The 22155-nt window shown below is 39.3% G+C and carries 25 protein-coding genes; 22 read left to right on the top strand and 3 right to left on the bottom strand.

Annotation, left to right across the window (positions count from 1 at the left end):
- Positions 1–98: 98 nt before the first annotated feature.
- The 14 genes from ACTIEV_RS09880 to ACTIEV_RS09945 all read left to right on the top strand — a co-directional run bounded on the left by ACTIEV_RS09880 (position 99) and on the right by ACTIEV_RS09945 (position 8733).
- A complete protein-coding gene (locus ACTIEV_RS09880) occupies positions 99–569 on the top strand; it encodes a hypothetical protein (protein ID WP_322197382.1) in 471 nt (156 codons plus the stop codon).
- Between the two features lie 370 nt (positions 570–939).
- A complete protein-coding gene (locus ACTIEV_RS09885; protein WP_439516409.1) occupies positions 940–1140 on the top strand; it encodes a hypothetical protein in 201 nt (66 codons plus the stop codon).
- 123 nt (positions 1141–1263) lie between these two features.
- Complete coding sequence (locus tag ACTIEV_RS09890) at positions 1264–1461, top strand: hypothetical protein (RefSeq protein WP_439516410.1); 198 nt, start codon at positions 1264–1266, stop codon at positions 1459–1461.
- Between the two features lie 277 nt (positions 1462–1738).
- Positions 1739–2944 (top strand): hypothetical protein, encoded by a 1206-nt coding sequence (locus ACTIEV_RS09895; RefSeq protein WP_439516411.1) that lies wholly within the window; start codon positions 1739–1741, stop codon positions 2942–2944.
- 492 nt (positions 2945–3436) lie between these two features.
- Positions 3437–4180 carry a hypothetical protein gene (locus ACTIEV_RS09900; RefSeq protein ID WP_439516412.1) on the top strand — a complete coding sequence of 248 codons (744 nt, stop codon included), beginning with the start codon at positions 3437–3439 and terminating at the stop codon, positions 4178–4180.
- Positions 4181–4183: 3 nt separating this feature from the next.
- The gene (locus ACTIEV_RS09905; RefSeq protein ID WP_439516413.1) at positions 4184–4600 is read left to right on the top strand and encodes a hypothetical protein; all 417 of its coding nucleotides are present in this window, start codon (positions 4184–4186) and stop codon (positions 4598–4600) included.
- A gap of 4 nt (positions 4601–4604) precedes the next feature.
- Positions 4605–5009, top strand: a complete 405-nt coding sequence (locus tag ACTIEV_RS09910) for a hypothetical protein (protein ID WP_439516414.1) — start codon at positions 4605–4607, stop codon at positions 5007–5009.
- A gap of 142 nt (positions 5010–5151) precedes the next feature.
- On the top strand, positions 5152–5310 hold the full coding sequence (locus ACTIEV_RS09915) for a hypothetical protein (RefSeq protein ID WP_439516415.1): 159 nt from the start codon (positions 5152–5154) through the stop codon (positions 5308–5310).
- Between the two features lies 1 nt (position 5311).
- Positions 5312–5524, top strand: coding sequence for a hypothetical protein (locus ACTIEV_RS09920; RefSeq protein WP_439516416.1), 213 nt, complete (start codon positions 5312–5314; stop codon positions 5522–5524).
- 124 nt (positions 5525–5648) lie between these two features.
- The gene (locus ACTIEV_RS09925; protein ID WP_439516417.1) at positions 5649–6257 is read left to right on the top strand and encodes a lysozyme; all 609 of its coding nucleotides are present in this window, start codon (positions 5649–5651) and stop codon (positions 6255–6257) included.
- Between the two features lie 4 nt (positions 6258–6261).
- The gene (locus tag ACTIEV_RS09930; RefSeq protein ID WP_439516418.1) at positions 6262–6762 is read left to right on the top strand and encodes a hypothetical protein; all 501 of its coding nucleotides are present in this window, start codon (positions 6262–6264) and stop codon (positions 6760–6762) included.
- Positions 6759–7376, top strand: coding sequence for a hypothetical protein (locus tag ACTIEV_RS09935; RefSeq protein WP_439516419.1), 618 nt, complete (start codon positions 6759–6761; stop codon positions 7374–7376). Before ACTIEV_RS09930 ends, ACTIEV_RS09935 begins: the two co-directional genes overlap by 4 nt.
- Positions 7373–8380: a hypothetical protein gene (locus ACTIEV_RS09940; protein WP_439516420.1), complete on the top strand. Its 1008-nt coding sequence runs from the start codon at positions 7373–7375 to the stop codon at positions 8378–8380. Before ACTIEV_RS09935 ends, ACTIEV_RS09940 begins: the two co-directional genes overlap by 4 nt.
- 8 nt (positions 8381–8388) lie before the next feature.
- Positions 8389–8733, top strand: coding sequence for a hypothetical protein (locus ACTIEV_RS09945; RefSeq protein ID WP_439516421.1), 345 nt, complete (start codon positions 8389–8391; stop codon positions 8731–8733).
- Positions 8734–9202: 469 nt separating this feature from the next.
- Here ACTIEV_RS09945 and ACTIEV_RS09950 read toward each other — a convergent pair whose 3' ends face one another.
- The gene (locus tag ACTIEV_RS09950) at positions 9203–10003 is read right to left on the bottom strand and encodes a hypothetical protein (protein WP_322197381.1); all 801 of its coding nucleotides are present in this window, start codon (positions 10001–10003) and stop codon (positions 9203–9205) included.
- A gap of 479 nt (positions 10004–10482) precedes the next feature.
- On the opposite strand from ACTIEV_RS09950, the gene ACTIEV_RS09955 reads away from it, so the two are divergent.
- The 3 genes from ACTIEV_RS09955 to ACTIEV_RS09965 all read left to right on the top strand — a co-directional run bounded on the left by ACTIEV_RS09955 (position 10483) and on the right by ACTIEV_RS09965 (position 12684).
- Positions 10483–10791, top strand: coding sequence for a phosphoribosylpyrophosphate synthetase (locus ACTIEV_RS09955; RefSeq protein WP_322197380.1), 309 nt, complete (start codon positions 10483–10485; stop codon positions 10789–10791).
- Between the two features lie 156 nt (positions 10792–10947).
- On the top strand, positions 10948–11964 hold the full coding sequence (locus tag ACTIEV_RS09960) for an isoaspartyl peptidase/L-asparaginase family protein (protein WP_322197379.1): 1017 nt from the start codon (positions 10948–10950) through the stop codon (positions 11962–11964).
- 3 nt (positions 11965–11967) lie between these two features.
- On the top strand, positions 11968–12684 hold the full coding sequence (locus ACTIEV_RS09965) for a copper homeostasis protein CutC (RefSeq protein ID WP_322197378.1): 717 nt from the start codon (positions 11968–11970) through the stop codon (positions 12682–12684).
- A 171-nt stretch (positions 12685–12855) separates the two neighbouring features.
- Here the strand turns inward: ACTIEV_RS09965 and serA are convergent, their stop codons facing one another.
- A complete protein-coding gene (serA, locus tag ACTIEV_RS09970; protein WP_322197377.1) occupies positions 12856–14085 on the bottom strand; it encodes a phosphoglycerate dehydrogenase in 1230 nt (409 codons plus the stop codon).
- 100 nt (positions 14086–14185) lie between these two features.
- Here serA and ACTIEV_RS09975 point away from each other — a divergent pair, with 100 nt between their 5' ends.
- The 5 genes from ACTIEV_RS09975 (at position 14186) to ACTIEV_RS09995 (ending at position 21041) form a co-directional block, all read left to right on the top strand.
- On the top strand, positions 14186–15394 hold the full coding sequence (locus ACTIEV_RS09975; protein WP_322197376.1) for a serine hydrolase domain-containing protein: 1209 nt from the start codon (positions 14186–14188) through the stop codon (positions 15392–15394).
- A gap of 114 nt (positions 15395–15508) precedes the next feature.
- Positions 15509–17920 carry a sodium-translocating pyrophosphatase gene (locus ACTIEV_RS09980; protein ID WP_322197375.1) on the top strand — a complete coding sequence of 804 codons (2412 nt, stop codon included), beginning with the start codon at positions 15509–15511 and terminating at the stop codon, positions 17918–17920.
- Positions 17921–18178: 258 nt separating this feature from the next.
- Complete coding sequence (locus ACTIEV_RS09985; RefSeq protein WP_322197374.1) at positions 18179–18661, top strand: hypothetical protein; 483 nt, start codon at positions 18179–18181, stop codon at positions 18659–18661.
- A gap of 99 nt (positions 18662–18760) precedes the next feature.
- Positions 18761–19138, top strand: coding sequence for a BlaI/MecI/CopY family transcriptional regulator (locus tag ACTIEV_RS09990; protein ID WP_322197373.1), 378 nt, complete (start codon positions 18761–18763; stop codon positions 19136–19138).
- A gap of 1 nt (position 19139) precedes the next feature.
- Positions 19140–21041, top strand: a complete 1902-nt coding sequence (locus ACTIEV_RS09995) for a M56 family metallopeptidase (protein ID WP_322197372.1) — start codon at positions 19140–19142, stop codon at positions 21039–21041.
- Positions 21042–21126: 85 nt separating this feature from the next.
- On the opposite strand, the gene ACTIEV_RS10000 is transcribed toward ACTIEV_RS09995, so the two are convergent.
- Positions 21127–22155 (bottom strand): PorP/SprF family type IX secretion system membrane protein, encoded by a 1029-nt coding sequence (locus ACTIEV_RS10000; RefSeq protein WP_322197371.1) that lies wholly within the window; start codon positions 22153–22155, stop codon positions 21127–21129.

A 22155-nucleotide genomic window follows, 5' to 3' on the forward strand; every position in this document is an offset into this window, starting at 1 on the left:
AATGGGAGGAAAAACAGAAAAATATTACCTTAGAAAACTCTAACTAAACGTGGCACTAAATTATGGGGAGCTTACAGGAGTAACCAAAACACACTATTGTGGACGTTAAGCAACTAAGAAAAACGCTATTCGATTATATAGCGTCAAAAGAGAATCCGAAGCTGTCATACAATTGGGATACAACAGCACAGTTACTAGGTATCGATATTATACAATTAGAGTATCTAATTGATGAGATTGGCGATGATTATTTTATTCAAAATAAGAGCGGGTTTATACCAACTACCAAAGCTATAGTTGAAGCTAAATACAGCGTACAAAATAGTGAGAAAGCTGATAACCAAATTAACTATATAGGTGTCAATTACGGAACTGCTAATCAAGGGCGAGATTTTGATATAAGAGACCAAAACTTCTCAAATAATCCTCCTAACCAAAACATAAGCACCAAAAGCCAAAAATCATTTTGGCAAAAAACACTCCAGTTTATTGTAGATAATATTGTTAAAATAGTTGTGGGCGTAATTATCGGTTTATTGGCTATTTATTTAGGTTTAAAAAAGGATTGATCTTCTCTATAAGAAACCTTATGTTAACCACTCGCTACGATAAAATAGAAGCAGAGCCGTTTTCTTTTTTACTCGTATTTCGCTCTTTGCTATTTAACATAATATTAATTATAGGCTAATTGCATGACAAGTTGACACTGGCACAGTGTTTAACGAATCATGCAAATTTTGAATATGACCTATAAAAGATTGAAACGTGAATGCGTTACCCGACTAAAAGTCGGACACACTTACAGTCGTTATCCTTTCAGATCGAGCAACCTCTTTACAATCATTCGACGAATTCCTGATCAGTCCGAATTGATTGTACACTGTCACCAGACCCGACAAAACATCATTCACAGAACACCTTTTAAATGTTATCGCAGAGATGCAAACGAAACCGACATACAATGTGATCACGAAGTATTCAGGCGGCGGCGTTGCAAAGCACCGCAACGTAAGCAATGTAAAAGGATTTATCCAATACATGAGCCGTGAGTATCTGGCACACACGATGTTCTTTTATGACCATATCACAAAGGAATATCGAGGCTACTGGAAAAAACACATGTCACCTCAAATTCATTGATATGCTTTACATCTTATCACGACCAGACAAAACACAGTATACATCATCAAGACCATTAAGCCTCTGGCTTCACGCTGTTGGCTTCCGTCTCATTGCTATTGTTCACCCTAAAATAAAATGCTCATGTACTATGCGCTAATTGCTCTGCCGATACCTACTTTAATGGGTATCATCCCTGCGGGTTCATCTTATGAGATCAGAAAGCTGCCTTTTCGCAGTCATCTGACTGGCCGTCTGATCACAGAAGGAACATGGATATCATTCAGGGGCTTACCTGTTCAATTGCAGCAACATGAATTTATGTTGATGGCTGCAATATGAATCTTGCCCGATCAGGGAGTTTACCACCTTCCTGATCGGGCTTAAACACCTATATGAAAAACCACCCTTGCTGGGGTTTGGGGCTACGCCCCAACATTCGCTACAATCACTAACCATTCGACACGACTTAACATGACACTAACCTACCAACCCATTTTAGTGGCATATGCCTTGCCACCGTACACGGTCGAAGATCTTCGGATTGTTCCCATAGATCAGTTCGACGTATCTCTCAAACCGTACATAATCGCTTTTTGTTACCCAAAATCTCTGTATCGTGAAAGCTAAGGAACTACAACTCCCCTTAGCTAACAGGGGAGTAAATTTGCCAACTAAGCCCAAAGCAGACCGTTTACAGGCTCGCCCATCCGTTACTTATGCAATGGGCTTTGATTGGATTGAATTTACCTGCATCAGCGATCTTAACGGCTTACCGAACCATCCCTTTTTGTTCTCACACGAACATACTGGACACGGTACAAAGTATTTTAATGACCTCTACCGTGTCGAAACTATTGTCCATGGAGAAACTTTCCCATTCGCTGAAATCGAGGTGAAACCTCGACCTTCTTTTCTTGACCCTTGTTTGGTTAAGGTAAAGATTTCAAACCGCTTCTGTTACAGTCCTGACATATTGGAATCCATCAACAAATTTTTGAGCGAATACAGGTTGACTTTTAAAAACTATGTACGGTTGGATATGTTCGTTGATGTACAACACTTGAATGAATACGGAGACGATATTCAAAGCTTCATGCAGCATTGTGCTGCGAGAAAATTAGTGATGAAAGGTAAGAGTATGAAAGTCCATCATAAGCGCAATGAAGTACAAACGATCACATGGGGTTCACGATCATCTGGAACTAGTATCACGATGTATAATAAAACGGTTGAAATGCTTAAAAAGTCGTGGAAACCGTGGATAGAATCTTTGTGGAAAGAATCAGGTTTTAATCCTGAACTGGACACCTATCGTTTAGAATATTCAGTGAAAAAACCGAAAACCGATATTGTCTCTGAATGGGGCGAAACGATTGGATTATTTTCAGATGTAACACTTATTTCAAAGTTCAATGATCTCCTACTGTATTACCACAATACGCACTTTCAGTTAGCGATTAACAAAGAAGGTGAAAGGTTTTCAAGGCTTCAAAGGTTTCATCCATTCATATTTGATGCAACTATTTTCAGACCGAAAACAACCTGTATCAGACCACAGTCAAACAATTACACGAAAGCATATATAAAACGGCTTGCCATTGATGCAATGTTTTACCAGAAAGAAGGCAATAGAATACATTCAACGTACCTATACAATCATTTAATGGAATTGGTTCATCGTTATTCATTGCAAAAATGGTTCAACGACAAATTCTACTGGCTCAATCTTAAAAATTCAAATCTTACTGTATTTGATGTGTATCTACAACAACACATGAAAAGCACTCCGTTAACTCAATCAGAAATTTTCAATCTTAACTAAAAACGTAAATATGAGAAAGCGATTCAAGATGTATCTAAACGTAAGGATATACTTTGAAAAAAATGTATTCAGAGTGTATCAATTTGGTTTTAATTCAATCGTCAAAGCACGATTATTCATTGATAAATTACAGGCAAATGGAATCATTACAAACCCTTAAGATCAATCCGATATTAAAGCCCCGACACTTACAATTTTATTTCGGAGTATCTCAACCAACTGCATCACGTTACATGAAAATTTTGCGTGAAAGCATTGGAAAAAAACTGCTAACCTTCATGGATTTCTTTCGTGAGTATGAAGCATTTCCCGAACCGCGATTTAAGCCTATTTGGATTCAATTAGAGCGACCAAAACGCTATAAATAATTCAAAGTATTCATTTTATTCAAATCATTCAGACAGGACGGAAACCCGTCCTTTTTTTGTTCTCGTAAACGGAAGGGAGCGCGCCCCGACCATAACAGAAACAGAAAAAATGAACAAATAAAAAATGAAACTTAACGACGCCCCTATCACGGGTTCAACATCCATCAAAATTCAAAGTAAGTTCGCGAAGTTCTTATTTGTTATTGCTTGCGGAACAGCAGGTAATGCAATGAACGCGACACAGGCTTTGGCTGCGGTAAAAGCAACCAATTTTGAATTGGAGAAAGTAAGTCCTGATGGTAGTATTTCTCCATTGAGAAAATTATCACTGTCTGACTATTTGGAGATTGGTTCTCTCCTTTCTTCTGGTCCAGTAACTGTTGAAACTGCGGGAGACACTACCACTGTTACAGGCGATATCATTTGTGCATTGGATGGCGATATCGAGCCAAACCCACAGGATATTTACACGCTGAAAGTAACTGATCTTCCTGCTCATTGTTCTGCTGACGTGTATTTGATTACACAGAAACGACGTGCTTCCATCCACTTCAAGTATGATCTTGCAAAGATTTACAGTGATGTTCCGTCATTGGTAGAATTGTCATCTGCTCACTTATTAGGTATTCCAAAAACTGACCTCGTGAAAGTGGAATTGGAAGCCGACGGACAAGATCGTTTAGAGTTGTTACCTGCTGAATTAAAGAGTTTGCTCGTAGATATGAACGCACAGGCATTCAATATCAATGGTGCTGTAACTCCTGTCGGTTTGAATCTCTACACTTTCCCTGTTCCATCTGCCAATCGTGCATACCTGACAGCGACACAGGATAAGACACTCATTGTTGTAAATGCAGTAAGAGTATAACCTATGTCATTCTTTGAAGATTTATTCGGCAAATCCTTACCAGAAGGTACACCTGCGGGTAACCTTCTGCGTAAGGTGTCGTATGAATTAACAGGTGGACTATTAGGTAATGGAGCAGCAAAGATCACACAGGTTGAATATGATTTAAGGAACCTTTCCGATAGTGATTATATCGCTAAGTACGGTGAGACTAAAACAGGCGTAAAGCAAAACGTTATGCCTAATCCAAACATCACAGCCGTTGATCAGCAACTAAGGACAGGAAAACACGCTAAATCTCCTATCTGGCAAACAGTATGGATTTTCTGTAAGCGATTTTGGTTTTTAGTTGTACCTGCTTTCCTGTTAATCATTATGTGGGTTATCCGATTGATTTCAGGTAACCGATCAAGAAAACCAAGTTATAAACGTAAAAAGTAAAACAGTGGCAAAAAACTACAACAGAAGCCGCCAAAACAACAATAACAATTCACGCAATGATCGTGATTATGTTAAGAAAAGCGGCTGTACAAAAGGTTTTGCACAGGGCGAACAAAGCCGACCTTATGTAATAAGAGGTTGGCGTGCTTCAAAGCGTGATGGTATTACTACCTACATGTGTTCACCATACAAGTCTAAGACGAGTGAAACCAAACAACATAAATCAAAGTCAGGTCGTATCTGGGAAAACTGGGCATGTAAGGTTCAACCACAAAACGGACAATCATTTTTCGTGAGCTGTCTGTATGAACCTGCAAGTGGAAAAGTCATCATCCCTGAATTGAGTATGGTGTTGAATCCGAAAGGTGGACGTGGTGGTTATTGTGGACGTAACTATTACAAAGATTAACAATGTCAATCATTCAATGGCTTTCCGATAAGATTGGTGGTGGAATCGTAAGATTAACCCGTCCAGATAATGAAATAACAGCAGGCGGCTGTCCTCCAAAAATCTATGGAATGTATTACGCAAAAAAACAAAGGAGATCAAAATGAAATTTCTAGATAAGATCGGTGGCGTTTTTAGACGCTTACACAAATTTGGTGTTTTTCTCGGAGCGTTAACTGCGGGATTTAAAGCAGCAGATGAATACTGGGAGCAACATCAGCCCACAGTGAAAGTCATTGAATCAAAAACAGAGGAGAACTAAAATGACAGACACGTTATCACAAATCGTCAACACACCTGTTGGTGCAGCCGCTTCTGGCGTTGTCGCTGTACCAGTGATTGACCTGCCGAATACTGGACATGCACTTATAGACACCGTCTTAAAAGTATTTGTCGTTGTTGTTGGTCTTATACCATCAATCAAGCAACTATTCGGAAGGAAAAAACGCAAACAAAATTCAGAACCTGTAAAGTAAGAACCATGAAAAAATGGATGTATTGGGTTATCGGTGGAATCGCTGTTATTGGTACAGTGTGGTATTTCTTCGGTAACAAAATTAAGACCTCAATATCTGGTATGTTTTCAAAATAACATATCCTATGAAAAACCGTAAAAGTAAAGCCACCGGCACCTTTAGTGTAGTGGTGGTTTTATTTCTTCTTTTAACGATCATCTGGCGAAAGATATTTCCAAAGCGTGATAATGCTGACGATACATCAATGACCGATGATTTTAAAAACACAATCACAATTATAAATCCTTTTATGAGTGCAAAAAAAACAGCAGAAGCCATCATTAAAAAATTTGAAGGTTTGCGCTTACGTGCATACTTAGACAGTGCGGGAATACCTACAATCGGTTATGGTACTATCGTTTATTCGGATGGAACACGTGTTAAAATTACAGACGTTATCACTAAGGAAAAGGCAGAACAAGAATTTGAGCACCACTTCAACAAGTTTTATAATGAGGTAGAACAAAAACTGAAAGTGTCTGTGAAAGATCATCAGAAAGCTGCTTTAGTATCTTTTGCATACAACGTAGGTATTAGCGCACTCACTCGTTCTACCTTATGGAGAAAGTTACATGAGCAACGACCTGAAAAAGAAATCGCAGATGAATTTAGAAAGTGGGTATATGCTGGCGGTGTTGTTGTTCAGGGTCTTGTAAATCGTAGGGAAAGTGAAAGGAATTTATATCTAAGCTAAGTATATGGGCTATTCAAGAAAAAATAAAATCAACTGGTCTGATCCAAAAGTGATTTCCATTGCAGTGGGAATTGGTATTCTCTTGCTTACGTTTGGTAAATCCATTATCAACCGTTTGTCATCAGGATTAAGTTTTCTAAATGCAAAGAAAGATCAGGACAAACTAGTTAACGAAACACTTAACAACCCTGTGGGTGTTAGGTACACTTACGTTCAGGGTATTGTAGATGCCATTCATTCAGAGATTAACAACGGTATGTTTTCGGACACCGATGAGAAGATGATTGTTTCTGAAATGAACAAATTAAACAGTCCTGAAGAAGTCATTTTCGCATCCAACTACTACAAGAATAAACACGGAAAATCGTTAAAAACTGTTCTTAAATCTGAATTGAATAGTTCATGGCGTGATGGTTCGGGATTTCTTGGAAAGATTGTTAACCCCAACGCAGCAGGTGGCTCTTATAGCAACCTTTCTGATGTTTTACAAAAGAATCTGTTATGATTACAGGAGCAGAACTACAAGCCGCCAAATCCGTAATAGGAACAATAGGTGGTGTTATTTCAAAACTAACTGCTGTATTTGATAATTCCACAAGCAGATGGAAAAGCCGTTTGCCTGAATTAAAAAAGTTGACACCTGATCAGCGTATCGCGTTTTATATTAATGAAATGCAGCAGAATAAAGATTTCCATGGATCTGTGGTTCAATACGCAGAGTTATTCGGTAAATCACCGAATGGTAAAGGTGTGGATGATCGGGGAAAGGTATCTTATCAACTTCTTAAGGCGTTCAACGAACTTGCCGAGTTGAATTATTTCAAAGGTGCTGAATATCGTGATCAAGGTCACCGTTACTGGAAAAAAGACATATTGAATGATTTGTCTATTGCTCCTGATAAGCCATCACTTGATATTGCCGCTATGCAGCGATCACTTGCTATGTCTCCACAGAATGTACTATCAATGATGGCGAAGGACAGAGCCACCTATCAAAGTCAACCAGAGGTAAAAAAATCATCCATCGCAAACAACGTTATTATTACAATTGTAATACTGTTGTCTCTGATCGGTGTTGCTTTTGGATTCCGTAAACAGAATAAACGTAAATACAGATGAGTGTACAAAACCGATCAAGAAGAAGACAAAAAAACGCTGACTGGAACGCAGATAGCGGAATACAAGAAATCAAAAACAAACCCGTTTTATTAAAGGGAGATAAAGGTGATAAAGGAGACAAGGGTGACACTGGCGATCAAGGTATACAGGGAATACAAGGTATTCAAGGTGTACAGGGATTAAAAGGTGATAAAGGCGACAAGGGAGATCAGGGTAATCCTGGTAGCGCTAATGCTAATGGAACAATAAATTATTTTTCAAAGTTTATATCTCCTAACAGTCTAGGTAATGTAGATGGTTGGGAACAAGAGAATACACCCAACCGACGTGTATTAGTTAATGGAGAAGACCCTCAATTGTGGTTTGGTAAGGGTATGGAAAAATTACATATTTATGGTGCCGCTTGGATATCTGGCTTGGTAGGAAAACAAGTTTCTGTAATAGACGGTGTTCATGCAGGTACTAACTGCGTTGCAGAGTTAGCTGGTATTAAAACTACACATGATGCATTTGGATTATTAACTAAGAGAAAACAATTCGGTCAAAGTGAAGTAAGATTACAAGTTAACCCTTCTAGTTCTGAAACCTTTCAGAGTACAGTCGTTAATTTAAATCAAAAGGCACCCAATGAAACTATAGCATATTTAAGTGATATTCCTATAAATGATGGTGTCTTGCCAATTACCTTTAAAGATTATGATACTAATAACCCTATCGCTGTTGATCTTGTAGAGCCACCCGAGGCGTACTTTCATAAAGTAGGTAAGTTACTAACGATAAGCGTCTACGGTCTTTTTGGCAATATTCCTTCTGGTTCTGCTATGTACATTGACATACCTTATTCTTCAAAAAGATTTACTTATTTTCATGAATCTTCCTTAAACTACGTTTATGGCATAGATAAAGATAGCTCCAGAATAATAGTACAGGCTCCACCTCCAAACTTTAATGAAACTTTCTCTGGACAATACATAAACTTCCAACTCACATTTATTACTAACTAACAACGATTATGAATACAACAAAAGTAGAATTTATCGCTAAGTGGTCTGCAAAGATTGTAAACGCAGTGGAAAGATCAGGACAGTATGTTTATGAAATCGAACATAAGTTCATACCGGTAAGTGAAATCTCAAAGCCGTATAATGTTCACGCAGAGTGGACAGATGACGAAGCACGCAAAGCCCTGTTAGCTTCTGATGCGGTTGATCTTATCGCCTCATTCACGGGATATAACGCTGATTTATCAGCACTCGTGATTGACTCGAAAAAGATCACACGTAGGTTTTTCTCTGGTAATGGATCAACGTTATTACAGGAAGGAGACGCAATGCTAATTCTTGTACCACAGATGTAAAAAGAAAAAGCCCTCCGTTACCACACGGGGGGCAATTTTCGATTTAAAAGTGAGGGAACCACCCCTCCACTCGACACGACTCGAGTTTCATTGTCCACATCTGTTGAAAAACAATAATGCAGAACTATTATTCGTTTTATAAATTAGCGTACTAACCAACACGACACGACATGACTATTACCACCTTCTACCCTATTCGGGTACATTATCCCTGTAAAAATTATCGTAGATCAAACATAATGAAATTGCCTGATTTTTTGTCGGGGATTTCACGTCTATTTATCCACTCTTGTGGATGGGGGAGAAGTTAACTTTTGCAACTGTCTGAAAGTCAACTTCTTGCGCATTTTAAATACTATTAATTATAGGAAATATTATAGTAAATGAATGGGCAGCCAATAAGGTGTCCGAAAGAGACACAACTATTTGATTGACTGCTATTTAAGCTGTAATTGTCGGTCGTATTATATTATGCTACGGCCAATATACGAGCAGTACCCGCATATTTTACCGGCTCAATATCGCCCAATAAACTCGGTGTGCCCATTTGAATACCGATACCTGCTACTACACTAATATCTTCCTGTTGTAAAAAGTCAAGCTGCTTTAACTTCACTATAAAACTTTGTGCCGGCATTTTTTGGGCTGCAGGCATCCAAGAACTAAATACGGTGCTAACGATTGGGGTCGATTTACCATAACTGGTATCATAACCCTTACCCTGATCATGTAGATCACCAATAACACCCAGCGAAATAATGAACCTGAAATGAGAACTTTTCCATGGAAACTGAATATTAAACCCAGGTATCAATTCTCCAAAATGAAGATGCAAAGCGCCTTCAGGTCTTAACAGCTCAACAACAGATCTTTGTCTAACAACCGATTCAAAGAGATGGCGTTTATTCAAAACAATCGCAGTTAAAGCGTCTTTATAGGCAGAAAATACAATTGATCGTTTTCCCAACTCACCAACCGTATCCTGTTTCTGAATGGCTTTGCAAAATTTATTGATAGCAGGCGATACATTGTAATCTGCCAATCGCAATAAAGATCCCAAGGCATTTCGTACTACTTTTCCTGCATACGCACACCCGGTAAATTCGGCATTGTTTCTGCGCATGGCATCATATTGCGGCTCCGTTTTAAAAGCGTTATGGGAGATAAATTTTTTTCTGCGCACAATAACCTTATCACTGTTTCTCGTTTTATACGCAGTTAAATCATCAATGGTTCCAATGTATTGGATGGGTCCTGTTAGTATCGGCATGGTGTGATTTTATGACCTATAAGTTACCTATATTTTACCTTTTTTTCAAGTCTTTACTTGCTTTTATTTTCGCTATTGATAACACAGTTCTTTATAGATCTGAGATAACACTGGGATACTACTGGGATAGTACTGAGATAACACTGGGATAAGTGTCTGAAAATGAAGCGTTATAGCCTATTCAGTAAAACAACGCCAACAGTGCGGATACAAGTATCCCGTTCAAGGGTATCGTAAATGATTCCTTGATTAATAATGGTTTTTATAATTCCAATACCGTTTTGGTAAAAGCTTTAAAACCAACAAACGTAGCACCGGAAGCGCAACAGAAGAGTAAAGCAGAATTGGGGGATAAAAAATTCAAAATTAAAAAGTCAAAAGTCAAAAAATGAGCGCCCTTCCACTTTTGACTTTTGACTTTTTAATTTTGAATTCATCCACTCAATCAGACATCCGAAATTTCTCCCTATCTTTCTATCATGAAATCGTACGACAATCTGGTAGATGCATTGGCTGATTTAAAGCAGCAGGGATATACTACGGATTTCAACCTGGCTTTTGATCAGATCAAGTGTAGCAGTACGGGTATTTGTCTACTCCCCTCTCAGTTCAGCATTGTAACCCATCATCGATTTGAGGGTGATACCGATCCATCTAACTCAAGTATTTTATACGTAATAGAATCGCTAGATCATAGCATCAAAGGAACCCTCATCAATGCCTATGGAGCATACAGTGATGCGTTAAGTGATGAAATGATTCGAAAACTGTCTATAAGTCAAAAGTGAAAAGTCAAAAAAAGAACATTCCTTTCACCTTTTCCTTTTGACTTTTGACTTTTTAATTTTGACTTTTTAATTTTGACTTTTGACTTCATTCCCCAAATCAGATATCAGACATCAGACATCCGACATATCTTCTTACATTCGACGAAACAAATTACCATGCTGCATCGTCGACGTTTTCTTCAGTTGGGATCTTTGGGATTATCTGCGCTTAGCTTTTCTTCTTTTCGTGGAAAAATGACTGTTCAAAAACCATTGGTATTGTCTACCTGGGATGCGGGTATCGCTGCCAACAATGCTGCCTGGCAAATTTTACGCAATGGTGGAAGAGCATTGGATGCCGTAGAACAAGGGGTTCGTGTTACAGAAGCTTCACTAAACTGTTGTGTAGGATTGGGAGCGAATCCGGATAGAGATGGTTATGTAACACTCGATGCCTGCATCATGGATGAAAACTTCAATTGCGGTAGTGTGTTATTCTTAGAAAAAATAAAACATCCCATCTCTGTAGCCCGAAGAGTGATGGAAAAAACACCACACGTGATGCTGGCAGGCTCAGGCGCACAACAATTTGCAGTAGCAGAAGGATTTCCATTGGAGTCGGGTGAATTGTCTGACGACGCCAAAAAAGCCTATCAAAACTGGTTGAAGAAAAGTGAGTACAAACCCGTGATCAATATTGAAAACTCAAAGCGACAAGCAGCATTTGTTCCTACAAAATTAGAAAATGGTGATTGGAACCATGATACCATCGGTATGATTGCATTGGATGCAAATGGCAATTTAAGTGGAAGCTGTACCACCAGTGGTATGGGTTTCAAAATGCGTGGTCGAATCGGAGACTCCCCGATCATTGGCGCCGGATTGTTTGTTGACAATGAAGTGGGCGCTGCAGTGGCTACCGGACAAGGAGAAGACATCATTCGTATTTGTGGAGCACATACCATTGTGGAATTGATGCGACAAGGCATGGATCCGGAAACGGCTTGTAAAAAAGCCATGGAAAGATTATTGAAAGTAAAAGGGATCGATAAAGCCAAAACTATTCAGGCAGGTTTTATTGCCATCAGTAAATCGGGCGAATACGGAGGATATGCTTTACAAAAAGGATTCAACTTTGCTGTTTGTCATGCCGATGATAAAAATTTTCTAGTAGACGCCAAACCATTGATCTGATTTATGTCATTACCTCTTGAAATATGTGTATTCAATACCGCCACAGCCATTGAAGCTGCAAATGCCGGTGCTGATAGAATCGAGTTATGTGAGAACTATGCCAATGGTGGTACTACCCCATCGTATGGCTATTTAAAAACAACACGTGAAAAACTATCCATTCCTATTTTTCCGATGATTCGTCCGCGTGGTGGTGATTATTACCACAGCGATGAAGAACTGGAGATCATTCGGAAAGATATTCTGCTTTGTAAAGAATTGGGATTTGAAGGCGTGGTATTTGGACTCTTGAGAAAAGATGGCACCATTGATGCAGACAATACTGCACGTTTAACAGAACTGGCATATCCATTGGATGTTACTTTTCACAGAGCATTTGATCGTTGCAAAGATCCTTTACAAGCATTGGAAACCATTATAGAATGTGGTTGTACAAGAATACTCACCAGTGGACAACAACCCAAAGCCCCGGATGGAAAAGAACTGATCAAACAATTGGTTGATCAGGCAGATGGGCGAATCATCATCATGCCGGGCAGTGGTATCAACAGCAACAATATTGCAGCAATGAAAGCCTATACCGGCGCTCTTGAATTTCATACTTCTGCACGCATATTGATTCCTTCATTGAGCGAATACATGAATCCTGCGATGTCTGAAGATTTCAGTAGGGATTTTACGAATGCTGATGAAATTAGAAAAATAAAAAACTTACTATAAGACGGAAGTATAAGGAACACGGATTGTTATGATTTATCATGACAATCATGAAAATCCGTGTTCCATCAAACTCCCCTCTGTGGCAAAAATAACCACAGAGATACACAGAGTAACGGCACAGAGGTTCACAGCGTTTTTTTATATCAGACATCCGACATCAGAAATCAGAAATCAATACAACATTCTCACTTTAATCGTCTCTTTCACTTCTTTCAACAACTCCACGGCTCTTTTTGAAAGTTTCTTATCAACATCCAATACCACATATCCGATCTCTTCATTGGTTTTAAGGTATTGTCCAACAATGTTGATATTGTTTTTAGATAAAGCAGTATTGATAGCACTCAATACCCCCGGTACATTTTTATGTATATGCAGAATACGATGTGCCCCATCTACCGGCGGCAGTCCAATAGCAGGAACCGTATGCGATCCATTGGTGATACCCCGTTCGAGGTATTGAAATAATTTGACGCTCACATCTTCTCCAATATTTTGTTGCGCTTCTTCTGTTGAGCCACCGATATGCGGAGTGAGAATGACATTGGGCAATCCTTGTAGAGGCGTGTCAAAATGATCTCCATTCTTTTCAGGTTCCCAAGGATATACATCAATACCTGCACCGGCAATAACACCTTCTTTGATGGCTTCACTCAATGCTTTGAGGTCTACCACTTCTCCTCTTGCATAATTCAATAAAATCGATCCTTTTTTAAAGAGCTTGATATTATTTCTGTTGATGAGATTTTTTGTTTGCAGTGTTTCGGGAACATGTAAAGAAATGATATCACTATTGCTCAATACTTCTTTCATGTTTTTTGCAGCCACTGCATTACCCAAAGGCAGTTTTGTTTCCGTATCGTAGAACAATACTTTCATGCCTAAGGCTTCACACAATACACTGACCTGTGATCCGATATTGCCATAACCAATAATACCCATGGTTTTACCACGCAGTTCATAACTGCCTTTGGCATCTTTCATCCAGATACCTTTATGTGCGGCTATATTTTTATCTACTATTTTTCTGATCAACATCACAGAGATACCGATCACCAATTCTGCCACACTTCTCGTATTACTATAAGGTGCATTGAATACCACCACACCTTTTTTAGTAGCAGCTTTTAAGTCAACCTGATTTACCCCAATACAAAAACACCCAATGGCTTGTAATTTTTTTGCAGCTTCTAATACTTTGGGAGTGATCTGTGTTTTGGAACGTATGCCTAATAAATGCACATCTTTTACTTCTTTCATCAATTCTTCTTCACTCAATGCACCCGCTATTTTTTTGACATTGGCATAGCCTTGCTGTTTAAAATATTGAACAGCTTTATCACTGATGTTTTCGAGAAATAAAATATTGATCCGCTCTTTGGGATAACTGGTCTTGCTCATGGAACGAAAATAATGTTTTTATTTTCTGGATAATCTTTCTGGTTTTAACCATTTCACTAACACATTGTTGTTTATTTTCGCCGCGAAGAAAAACTAACAGATGATCGTAAGAGTCTTTGGTATCGCTATTTTGATGGGGTTGTTCCAAGCCTGTAGTGCACAACCTGCAGAGAAGGATTCTGCAGCGGAGGCAAATGCATATACTGCTATACCTTCTTCAACAAAAGCACTGTATGCTGCTGAAATTGAAAAACAATATCAACAGTTATTGGGCAATCGTGGTTTTAATGGAAGCATACTGGTTGCCAAAAATGGTGAGATTTTATTTGAAGATTATAAAGGGTATAGCAATTTCAAAACCAAAGCTCTCATTACACCCAATACCCCTTTTCATTTGGCATCGGTATCCAAGACTTTTACCGGAATGGCCATTCTCAAACTCAGAGAGCAAGGCAAGCTGGAACTGGATGATACGGTGGATGAATTCTTTCCCGGATTTCCTTATCAAAATATCACGGTACAACAACTACTCAATCATCGCAGTGGATTGAATAATTATGTCTATTTTATGGTAGACAGAAGAGTTGAAACTTATCGTGTTAAGAATAAAAAAGGACGTTGGGTCAGAAGAACACGTACCATCAAAATGCCGCCCCTGAAACCGGGACTCCTCTCGAATCAGGATGTGTTGGATTATATGATGAAACATCGTCCGGCCCCACTCTTTGCACCCGACCGAGCTTTTAGGTATAGCAATACCAATTATGCGCTACTGGCTTTGATCATTGAAAAAGTAACGGGACAATCTTATCCAACCTATATGAAGGATAGCTTATTCACACCGCTGGGTATGAATGACTCCTATGTGTTCAGTGTGGCAGATACCGGAAATTATACTCCTTCCTATCGATATAATAATATACCCTATGGCATTGAGAAGTTGGATTGCATTTATGGAGATAAGAATGTGTATTCAACCGTGCGAGATTTATTATTGTGGGACAGAGCACTGCATGAAGGAACTTATGTGAGTAAAGCTTCACAAGAACTTGCTTATCAACCCTATAGTTTCGAGAATAAATCATTTCATAACTATGGATTGGGCTGGCGTTTATTGAATTCGCCCACAGAAGAAATTGTATACCACAATGGTTGGTGGCATGGCAATAATACCGTGTTCACCAGATACATTAAAGATTCTGCTACTATTATTGTGCTAGGGAATCGTTATAACCGTAATATTTATAAGGCAAAAGCACTTTCTTCTGCCTTTACGGGAAGAACTGATAGTACCGAATTGGAGGAATAAGTTTTTTCAATAGGATATATTCTCAACACAAAGCAGCCTAACCGTTGTTTTTAGCCTTTTCCCCCTATTTTTGCAGACTTTCAATTAACATAAACTTACCAGACACACTGTATTATGGACAAAATCTTGTTTTATGCCGTTCCGGCGATGGGAGTTGTAGGTCTCCTCTACACATTATTGAAGTTTAATTGGGTATCCAAGCAGGACGCGGGTAATGACCGTATGAAAGAAATCAGCAATTATATTGCTGAGGGTGCGATGGCTTTTCTGAGAGCTGAATGGAAAATACTGACTTATTTCGTTGTAATCGTAGCCTTGTTATTGGGTGTGATGGCGAGCAGTAATCCACATTCACATTGGTCAATCTCTTTGGCTTTTGTGTTGGGTGCTGTATGTAGTGCTGTTGCCGGCTATATTGGTATGAAAGTGGCTACCAAGGCCAATGTTCGTACCGCTCAGGCAGCAAGAACCAGTTTGTCAAAAGCCCTGAATGTATCATTTACCGGTGGTGCAGTAATGGGATTGGGTGTTGCCGGTTTAGCTGTATTAGGTTTGGGTGGTGTTTACCTGATCTTGAAGCAGGTATTTGCTCCCGAAGCAGCAGCGAATTCTGCTGAAATGCTTCAGACCATTGAAGTATTGACCGGTTTCTCTCTCGGTGCTGAATCTATTGCCTTGTTTGCACGTGTGGGTGGTGGTATCTATACAAAAGCTGCCGATGTAGGTGCTGACTTAGTAGGTAAAGTAGAAGCCGGTATTCCGGAAGATGATCCACGTAACCCGGCCACCATTGCTGATAACGTAGGTGATAACGTAGGTGACGTAGCAGGTATGGGTGCTGACTTGTTCGGTTCTTATGTAGCTACTGTATTGGCAACCATGGTATTGGGACAAGAAACGGTTTCAATAGATAATTTTGGTGGTTATGCTCCTATCCTGTTACCGATGTTGATTGCAGGTGTGGGTATTTTATTCTCAATAGTAGGTACTTGGTTTGTTCGTGTAAGCGATGCAGCCGGTATCAATACTGCCAATGTTCAGAAAGCCCTGAATATGGGTAACTGGGGTTCTATTATTCTAACTGCCGCTGCTTGTGCAGGTCTGGTATATTATATATTACCTGAAACCATGACCCTTCGTGGTCTTGAGTTTACCCGCGATGGTGTATTAGGTGCTATCGTGGTAGGTTTGGCTGTAGGTACTTTGATGAGCATCATTACTGAATATTACACCGCAATGGGTAAGCGTCCGGTAATGTCGATCATTCGTCAGTCTTCTACCGGACATGCTACCAACGTGATCGGAGGTTTGGCAGTAGGTATGGAATCTACTTTCTTACCGATCCTGGTATTGGCAGGTGGTATCTGGGGTTCTTATGAGTGCGCAGGATTATATGGTGTAGCGATTGCTGCTGCCGGTATGATGGCCACTACTGCGATGCAATTAGCGATTGATGCATTTGGTCCGATTGCAGATAATGCAGGTGGTATTGCTGAAATGAGTGAACTGCCAAAAGAAGTGCGTGAAAAAACAGACGTGTTGGATGCTGTGGGTAATACTACTGCTGCTACCGGTAAAGGTTTTGCAATTGCTTCTGCGGCATTGACAGCATTGGCATTGTTCGCAGCTTTTGTGGGTGTTGCGGGTATCAATGGTATTGATATTTATAAGGCAAAAGTATTGGCCTCTTTATTCGTAGGCGCCATGATTCCTTTCATCTTCTCTTCATTAGCGATTCGTGCGGTTGGACAAGCTGCTATGTCGATGGTAGAGGAAGTACGTCGTCAGTTCCGTTCTATTCCGGGTATCATGGAAGGAACCGGAAAGCCTGAGTATGATAAGTGTGTGGCTATTTCTACGGAAGCGTCTATCAAAAAAATGATGTTGCCGGGTGCAATCGCCATCGTATCTCCTTTGATCATTGGTTTCTTATTGGGTGCTGAAGCATTGGGTGGATTCCTGGCAGGTGCTACTGTAAGTGGCGTACTGATGGGTATGTTCCAGAACAACGCCGGTGGTGCTTGGGATAATGCCAAGAAATCATTTGAAAAAGGTGTTGAGATCAATGGTGAGATGTACTACAAAAAATCTGAACCACATAAAGCATCTGTAACAGGTGATACTGTAGGTGATCCATTTAAAGATACTTCCGGTCCATCCATGAACATCTTGATCAAATTGATGTCGATTGTTTCATTAGTGATTGCTCCTACCCTTGCTCAATTGCATGGTGCGGATGTTGACAAGCAGATCGTAGAGAAAAAAATTGAGATCAAAGCGATTGATGGAGATAATAAAATGAATGTAAGTGTGAATGCAGAAGACATGAAGATGGATGAGATGATCAAGGAACTGAAAAAAGCCGGATTGATCACAGGTGATAACGTTTCTCTGGAAATCAAAGACGGAAAAGTAATCATCAATGGAAAAGAATTATCTGAAGATGTTGCTAAACAATTCTCCATGTATCTGGAAGAAAAAGACGGTGTAAATATTAAAGTGGATTTGAAAGAAGAAAAGAAATAATCACATATTTTCTTATAAAAATGCCCCTATTAACAGGGGCATTTTTGTTTTCATATCAACCAGTTAAGTAGACTACCAATCAGTCTCAAAGCCATCCAATCCGGAAAGAAAATACTTGCCAAAAAGCACCGTAGATATTTATGCTTCACCATAAAAATTGCTTAGCATATTTATACGGCTAAATTTTATCATCCTTCCTTGATGATTTTAAGAAAAACATATTAATTTTCTTCTTATTTAAAGAATAACACATTTATCGTGAAACATAGTATTGACATCTTTATACTAGGTATCATTTTTATGGTTGGTTGTGACAACAGTGCTGAAAAAACGAAATCGCCTGAAGAAACAACGGTTGTCATCCCTGCTGATTCCATTTCAGAACTACGGTCTACTGTTCGTAAAGAAGCTGTTGTGTCGCACCAGCAAAAAGTGCCGGATGAATTCAACGACTGGAAATTTGCAGTACATCTATATGAAACAGAACGCCGTTTTCATTATACAGTTAGAATGCAATACAAAGAATTGCGCATTACCGACTCCATCAATATCCCCAATTTGGGAAAGGAACCCATCGTAAAAATCCAAAAAGACAGTCAACCCTACTCCTGTACCATTGGTTTTTTAGATAAAAAAGGCGTTTTCAAACCTTATTACAGAGCCAGTATCCAAAAAGAACAATTCCGCTTTAAAAAGATTGCGGCGTATGGGGTTGGGGTTACGTTGGTCAATAGACCATAGTCCATGGACCATGGTCTATTGACTATGGACTCTTAACATATCTTTTCTTGTTCATTTACGACTAACCTCGTAAATTGCTTACGAATTAAATCGTAAAGCATGGCTAAGAACATTAAGCCCACAGAAAGTGAGCTGGAAATACTTCGGGTTTTATGGGACAAAGGAACTGCTACTGTTCGTGAAGTACATGAAATATTGAGTGAGCACAAAGATGCGGGTTATACCACGACTCTTAAACTTATGCAGATCATGTTTGAAAAGGGTATTGTGAAAAGAGACGACAGTAGCAAGACCCATATTTACCGCGCCAATATCAGTCGCGAAAGCACACAGCAACAGATCGTTGGTAAAATGATCAACTCATTGTTTGGAGGATCTTCCAGTCAACTGGTGATGCAGGCTCTGGGTAACCAAACACCGAATAAAGAAGAATTGGAAGAGATCCAAAAGCTATTGGATAACTTGAAAAAGCAATAAAATGCTCCCTGTCTTTCAATCAATTTTTCTACAATCTCTGGGTTATGCCATTGCGAATAGTTTATGGCAGATGGCAATTTTGTGGCTATTGTATCTACTGATGACATCACTCGCCAAGCCTAGGGCTTCTGTAAAATATAGTCTGGCCGTTATTTTACAAAGCATTGGTTTTATCTGGTTCATCATCACTTTATTCTTTTATTACAGTGCCTATCAACAATGGACACCCATTGCTAACGGAACAGCATCCGGTACCATTACTACCGTTGTACCACCGGGAGCGGGCTTTCGATCCACTATTTTAAAATTGATGATATGGGCAGAACAATTATTGCCCTATTTATCCGCAGCCTATTTGATCTTGATGATCTTCTTATCTGTCAAATGGATCATCGGTTATCGGTATACACTGCAAATAAGAAAAGAGGGATTGGTGAAAATGCCGGCTAACTGGCGGGTATTTGTACAAGACACTGCTCTACAATTGGGTATTACAAGAGAAGTGCGCATTTTTTTGTCTGAGAAAATAGCGTCTCCCCTCACCATTGGTTTTTTAAAACCTTTGATTCTTGTACCGGTAGCCAGTATCAATCATTTAAGCGTGGCACAATTGGAAGCCATTTTATTACACGAGTTGGCGCATATCAAACGATACGATTATCTCGTCAATATTTTGTTATCTGTTGCTGAGATCAGTTTGTTCTTTAATCCATTTACCAGATTATTCTCGGCTCATATCCGTAAAGAAAGAGAGAATAGTTGCGATGACTGGGTATTGCAATTTCAATACAGCGCTTCTACCTATGCTGAAGCCTTATTGAGAATGGCTCAATTACAAGCCGCACCTGGATTGGTTATGGCTGCAGCAGGCTCACACCAACATGAATTATTGAACAGGGTAAAGCGAATGATCGGTGCACATGAAAACAGATTTACTTACAAGAAACAGCTCTTATCATTTTTATTGGTAACCGGCATTTTGAGTTCAGTTGCCTGGTTTCATCCTACGCAGTCGGAAAAGAGCACTGCAGAGACCCTACCAAAAGTTGCAGATACAACCATCATAAATCGGGTAAGAGAAGTGCAACCCGTTGCCATAGAACCTATGGCTGTGAAAGTGACCAATCCCCTATTCAATCCCGCTTTCTTTTTATCCAATTCTTTGAAAAAAGAAATGAGTGAAAACCTGGAGCAAGCATCAAGAGAAATAGAAGCGTCATTGAATAGCAAAGAGGTAAGAGAAGCGATTCAACAAATACCTGCAACATTACAAGGTGCTTTTCAAAAAATACAAACTGAAAAAAATTGGGAACTATCTGACTGGAAAGATGAACTGTTTAAAATAGAAAAAGCAGAACAGGAAATGAAGCAGGCGTATAAAACACTAGACACCAGCACCATGCCTGTTTATGTACGTAAACCTTTTAAAGAGGAATATGAAAAGGACATGCAGCGAATGGAAAAAGATTTACAAGAAGCAAAGCTGACCATTGCGAAGGAAATGAAAGCGAGTTTATTGAGCAAAACAGAACAGGAAAAAATCAGCAAAGAAGTTGAAATGGCGATAAAAGCTGTGGAAGATTTACATCTACAAAAAATCATTCCGTCTAGCCTTGAATCACTGGAAAATATGATAGCGGCTTTTGAGAAGCTGGATAAAAAACTAAAACCTATTCAGCCGCCATCTCCGGAAAAACCCAACATCAAAAAATCGGTTGTTGAAGAAAAAAGAAAAGAAAAAGAGAATGCCGAGCAGGAGACAAAGATCATCATAAAAGATCCGACTGAAATCTTGTCGATACTGAATCGTTTGATGATCTCTGACATAAAAAATGATCAGTTGGCCTACCCTGCTGCTTTCAGTGAGTATGACGCTGTATGGGTAAAGAAAAAATGCTACTAGACTGGTATCAACAACAATTACTTCAACAATGGATGCAAGACAATAATGTTACCATAAGAATTTTGAAGAAAGCCAGACTCTAATCTTACCAGAGATTACGTGGACACCAATCTCCATATTTATTCCCCAACTGAAACCCAATCAATATCTCATGTGTTCCTTTACTTACTGTATTGAGTCTTGAAGTTTGCAGGTCATAAGAATATCCAATATTGATATTGTGACTCACATTCAATCCCACCATCCCGGCAAATCCATCTTGATAGCGATAAGAACCTCCTAACCATAAAAGATCCTGGTACATAAACTTGGCGTTCAGATCAAAACCAATGGGTAAAGGAGATACATAGCGGATAAGCGTGGAAGGCAATAAACTGACATCTTGTGATAACTGCATTCGATAACCGGCACTAAAAAATAAATGTGGTACGAGTTTCCCTTTTTCTACATACACCGTATTATTCGAGAATGCTACATTTTGTGGAACAATTTGTTGTGCAGACACCCCTATGAAATAGTCTTTTGCGTACAACCATAATCCTGCACTGATATCTGGTCTTATTTGATTTATCAATCCACTGCCCGCAACAGCAGGATCCACAGTTGTAGAACCAAAATTGAGTTTGGAAGCATCCAAACTCATATTACTGATCCCTGCTGAAACACCTGCAGATAAACTGGTAGTAGGAGAAATACCCAAGTGATAAGAATAAGTACCAAAAGCCGCAAAGCGATTCAGAGGTCCGGTCTTATCATTCAACATGGTAAACCCAATTCCATGATGTGGTTCAGCAGACTGATAACTTTGCCAATAAGCCTGTCCGCGTGGATTCTCACCTCTGGCACGCATACTGGTAGCCGTTTCCCAACCAAAATCATTTTTCTTCAAAGGTCCATGCATGGTGATATAAGTAGTTACCGGTGCATCTTGTACGCCTACCCACTGCAATCTGTGAGAAGTTTTTACATCCCAATAATTTTCAATCCCTGCAACAGCCGGATTGATGATATAATTATTCATGATGTATTGGGTATAGTATGGACGCTGTTGCGCATTTGCAGCAACAATCAAACAAACCCCTATGATCCATCCATATATTTTCAATATATTCAT

It is taken from the genome of Sediminibacterium sp. (assembly GCF_051861365.1).
GTDB lineage: Bacteria > Bacteroidota > Bacteroidia > Chitinophagales > Chitinophagaceae > Sediminibacterium.

What these genes read in the sequence shown, in the direction of transcription:
- ACTIEV_RS09955 (WP_322197380.1), top strand. Translation starts at nt 10,483, where the DNA reads ATGAAATCGTACGACAATCTGGTAGATGCATTGGCTGATTTAAAGCAG.
- ACTIEV_RS09890 (WP_439516410.1), top strand. Translation starts at nt 1,264, where the DNA reads ATGTACTATGCGCTAATTGCTCTGCCGATACCTACTTTAATGGGTATC.
- ACTIEV_RS09960 (WP_322197379.1), top strand. Translation starts at nt 10,948, where the DNA reads ATGCTGCATCGTCGACGTTTTCTTCAGTTGGGATCTTTGGGATTATCT.
- ACTIEV_RS09920 (WP_439516416.1), top strand. Translation starts at nt 5,312, where the DNA reads ATGACAGACACGTTATCACAAATCGTCAACACACCTGTTGGTGCAGCC.
- ACTIEV_RS09950 (WP_322197381.1), bottom strand. Translation starts at nt 10,003, where the DNA reads ATGCCGATACTAACAGGACCCATCCAATACATTGGAACCATTGATGAT.
- ACTIEV_RS09975 (WP_322197376.1), top strand. Translation starts at nt 14,186, where the DNA reads ATGATCGTAAGAGTCTTTGGTATCGCTATTTTGATGGGGTTGTTCCAA.
- ACTIEV_RS09980 (WP_322197375.1), top strand. Translation starts at nt 15,509, where the DNA reads ATGGACAAAATCTTGTTTTATGCCGTTCCGGCGATGGGAGTTGTAGGT.
- ACTIEV_RS09930 (WP_439516418.1), top strand. Translation starts at nt 6,262, where the DNA reads ATGGGCTATTCAAGAAAAAATAAAATCAACTGGTCTGATCCAAAAGTG.
- ACTIEV_RS09945 (WP_439516421.1), top strand. Translation starts at nt 8,389, where the DNA reads ATGAATACAACAAAAGTAGAATTTATCGCTAAGTGGTCTGCAAAGATT.
- ACTIEV_RS09935 (WP_439516419.1), top strand. Translation starts at nt 6,759, where the DNA reads ATGATTACAGGAGCAGAACTACAAGCCGCCAAATCCGTAATAGGAACA.
- ACTIEV_RS09900 (WP_439516412.1), top strand. Translation starts at nt 3,437, where the DNA reads ATGAAACTTAACGACGCCCCTATCACGGGTTCAACATCCATCAAAATT.
- ACTIEV_RS09965 (WP_322197378.1), top strand. Translation starts at nt 11,968, where the DNA reads ATGTCATTACCTCTTGAAATATGTGTATTCAATACCGCCACAGCCATT.
- ACTIEV_RS09995 (WP_322197372.1), top strand. Translation starts at nt 19,140, where the DNA reads ATGCTCCCTGTCTTTCAATCAATTTTTCTACAATCTCTGGGTTATGCC.
- ACTIEV_RS09905 (WP_439516413.1), top strand. Translation starts at nt 4,184, where the DNA reads ATGTCATTCTTTGAAGATTTATTCGGCAAATCCTTACCAGAAGGTACA.
- ACTIEV_RS10000 (WP_322197371.1), bottom strand. Translation starts at nt 22,155, where the DNA reads ATGAATATATTGAAAATATATGGATGGATCATAGGGGTTTGTTTGATT.
- ACTIEV_RS09940 (WP_439516420.1), top strand. Translation starts at nt 7,373, where the DNA reads ATGAGTGTACAAAACCGATCAAGAAGAAGACAAAAAAACGCTGACTGG.
- ACTIEV_RS09885 (WP_439516409.1), top strand. Translation starts at nt 940, where the DNA reads ATGCAAACGAAACCGACATACAATGTGATCACGAAGTATTCAGGCGGC.
- serA (WP_322197377.1), bottom strand. Translation starts at nt 14,085, where the DNA reads ATGAGCAAGACCAGTTATCCCAAAGAGCGGATCAATATTTTATTTCTC.
- ACTIEV_RS09925 (WP_439516417.1), top strand. Translation starts at nt 5,649, where the DNA reads ATGAAAAACCGTAAAAGTAAAGCCACCGGCACCTTTAGTGTAGTGGTG.
- ACTIEV_RS09915 (WP_439516415.1), top strand. Translation starts at nt 5,152, where the DNA reads ATGAAATTTCTAGATAAGATCGGTGGCGTTTTTAGACGCTTACACAAA.
- ACTIEV_RS09990 (WP_322197373.1), top strand. Translation starts at nt 18,761, where the DNA reads ATGGCTAAGAACATTAAGCCCACAGAAAGTGAGCTGGAAATACTTCGG.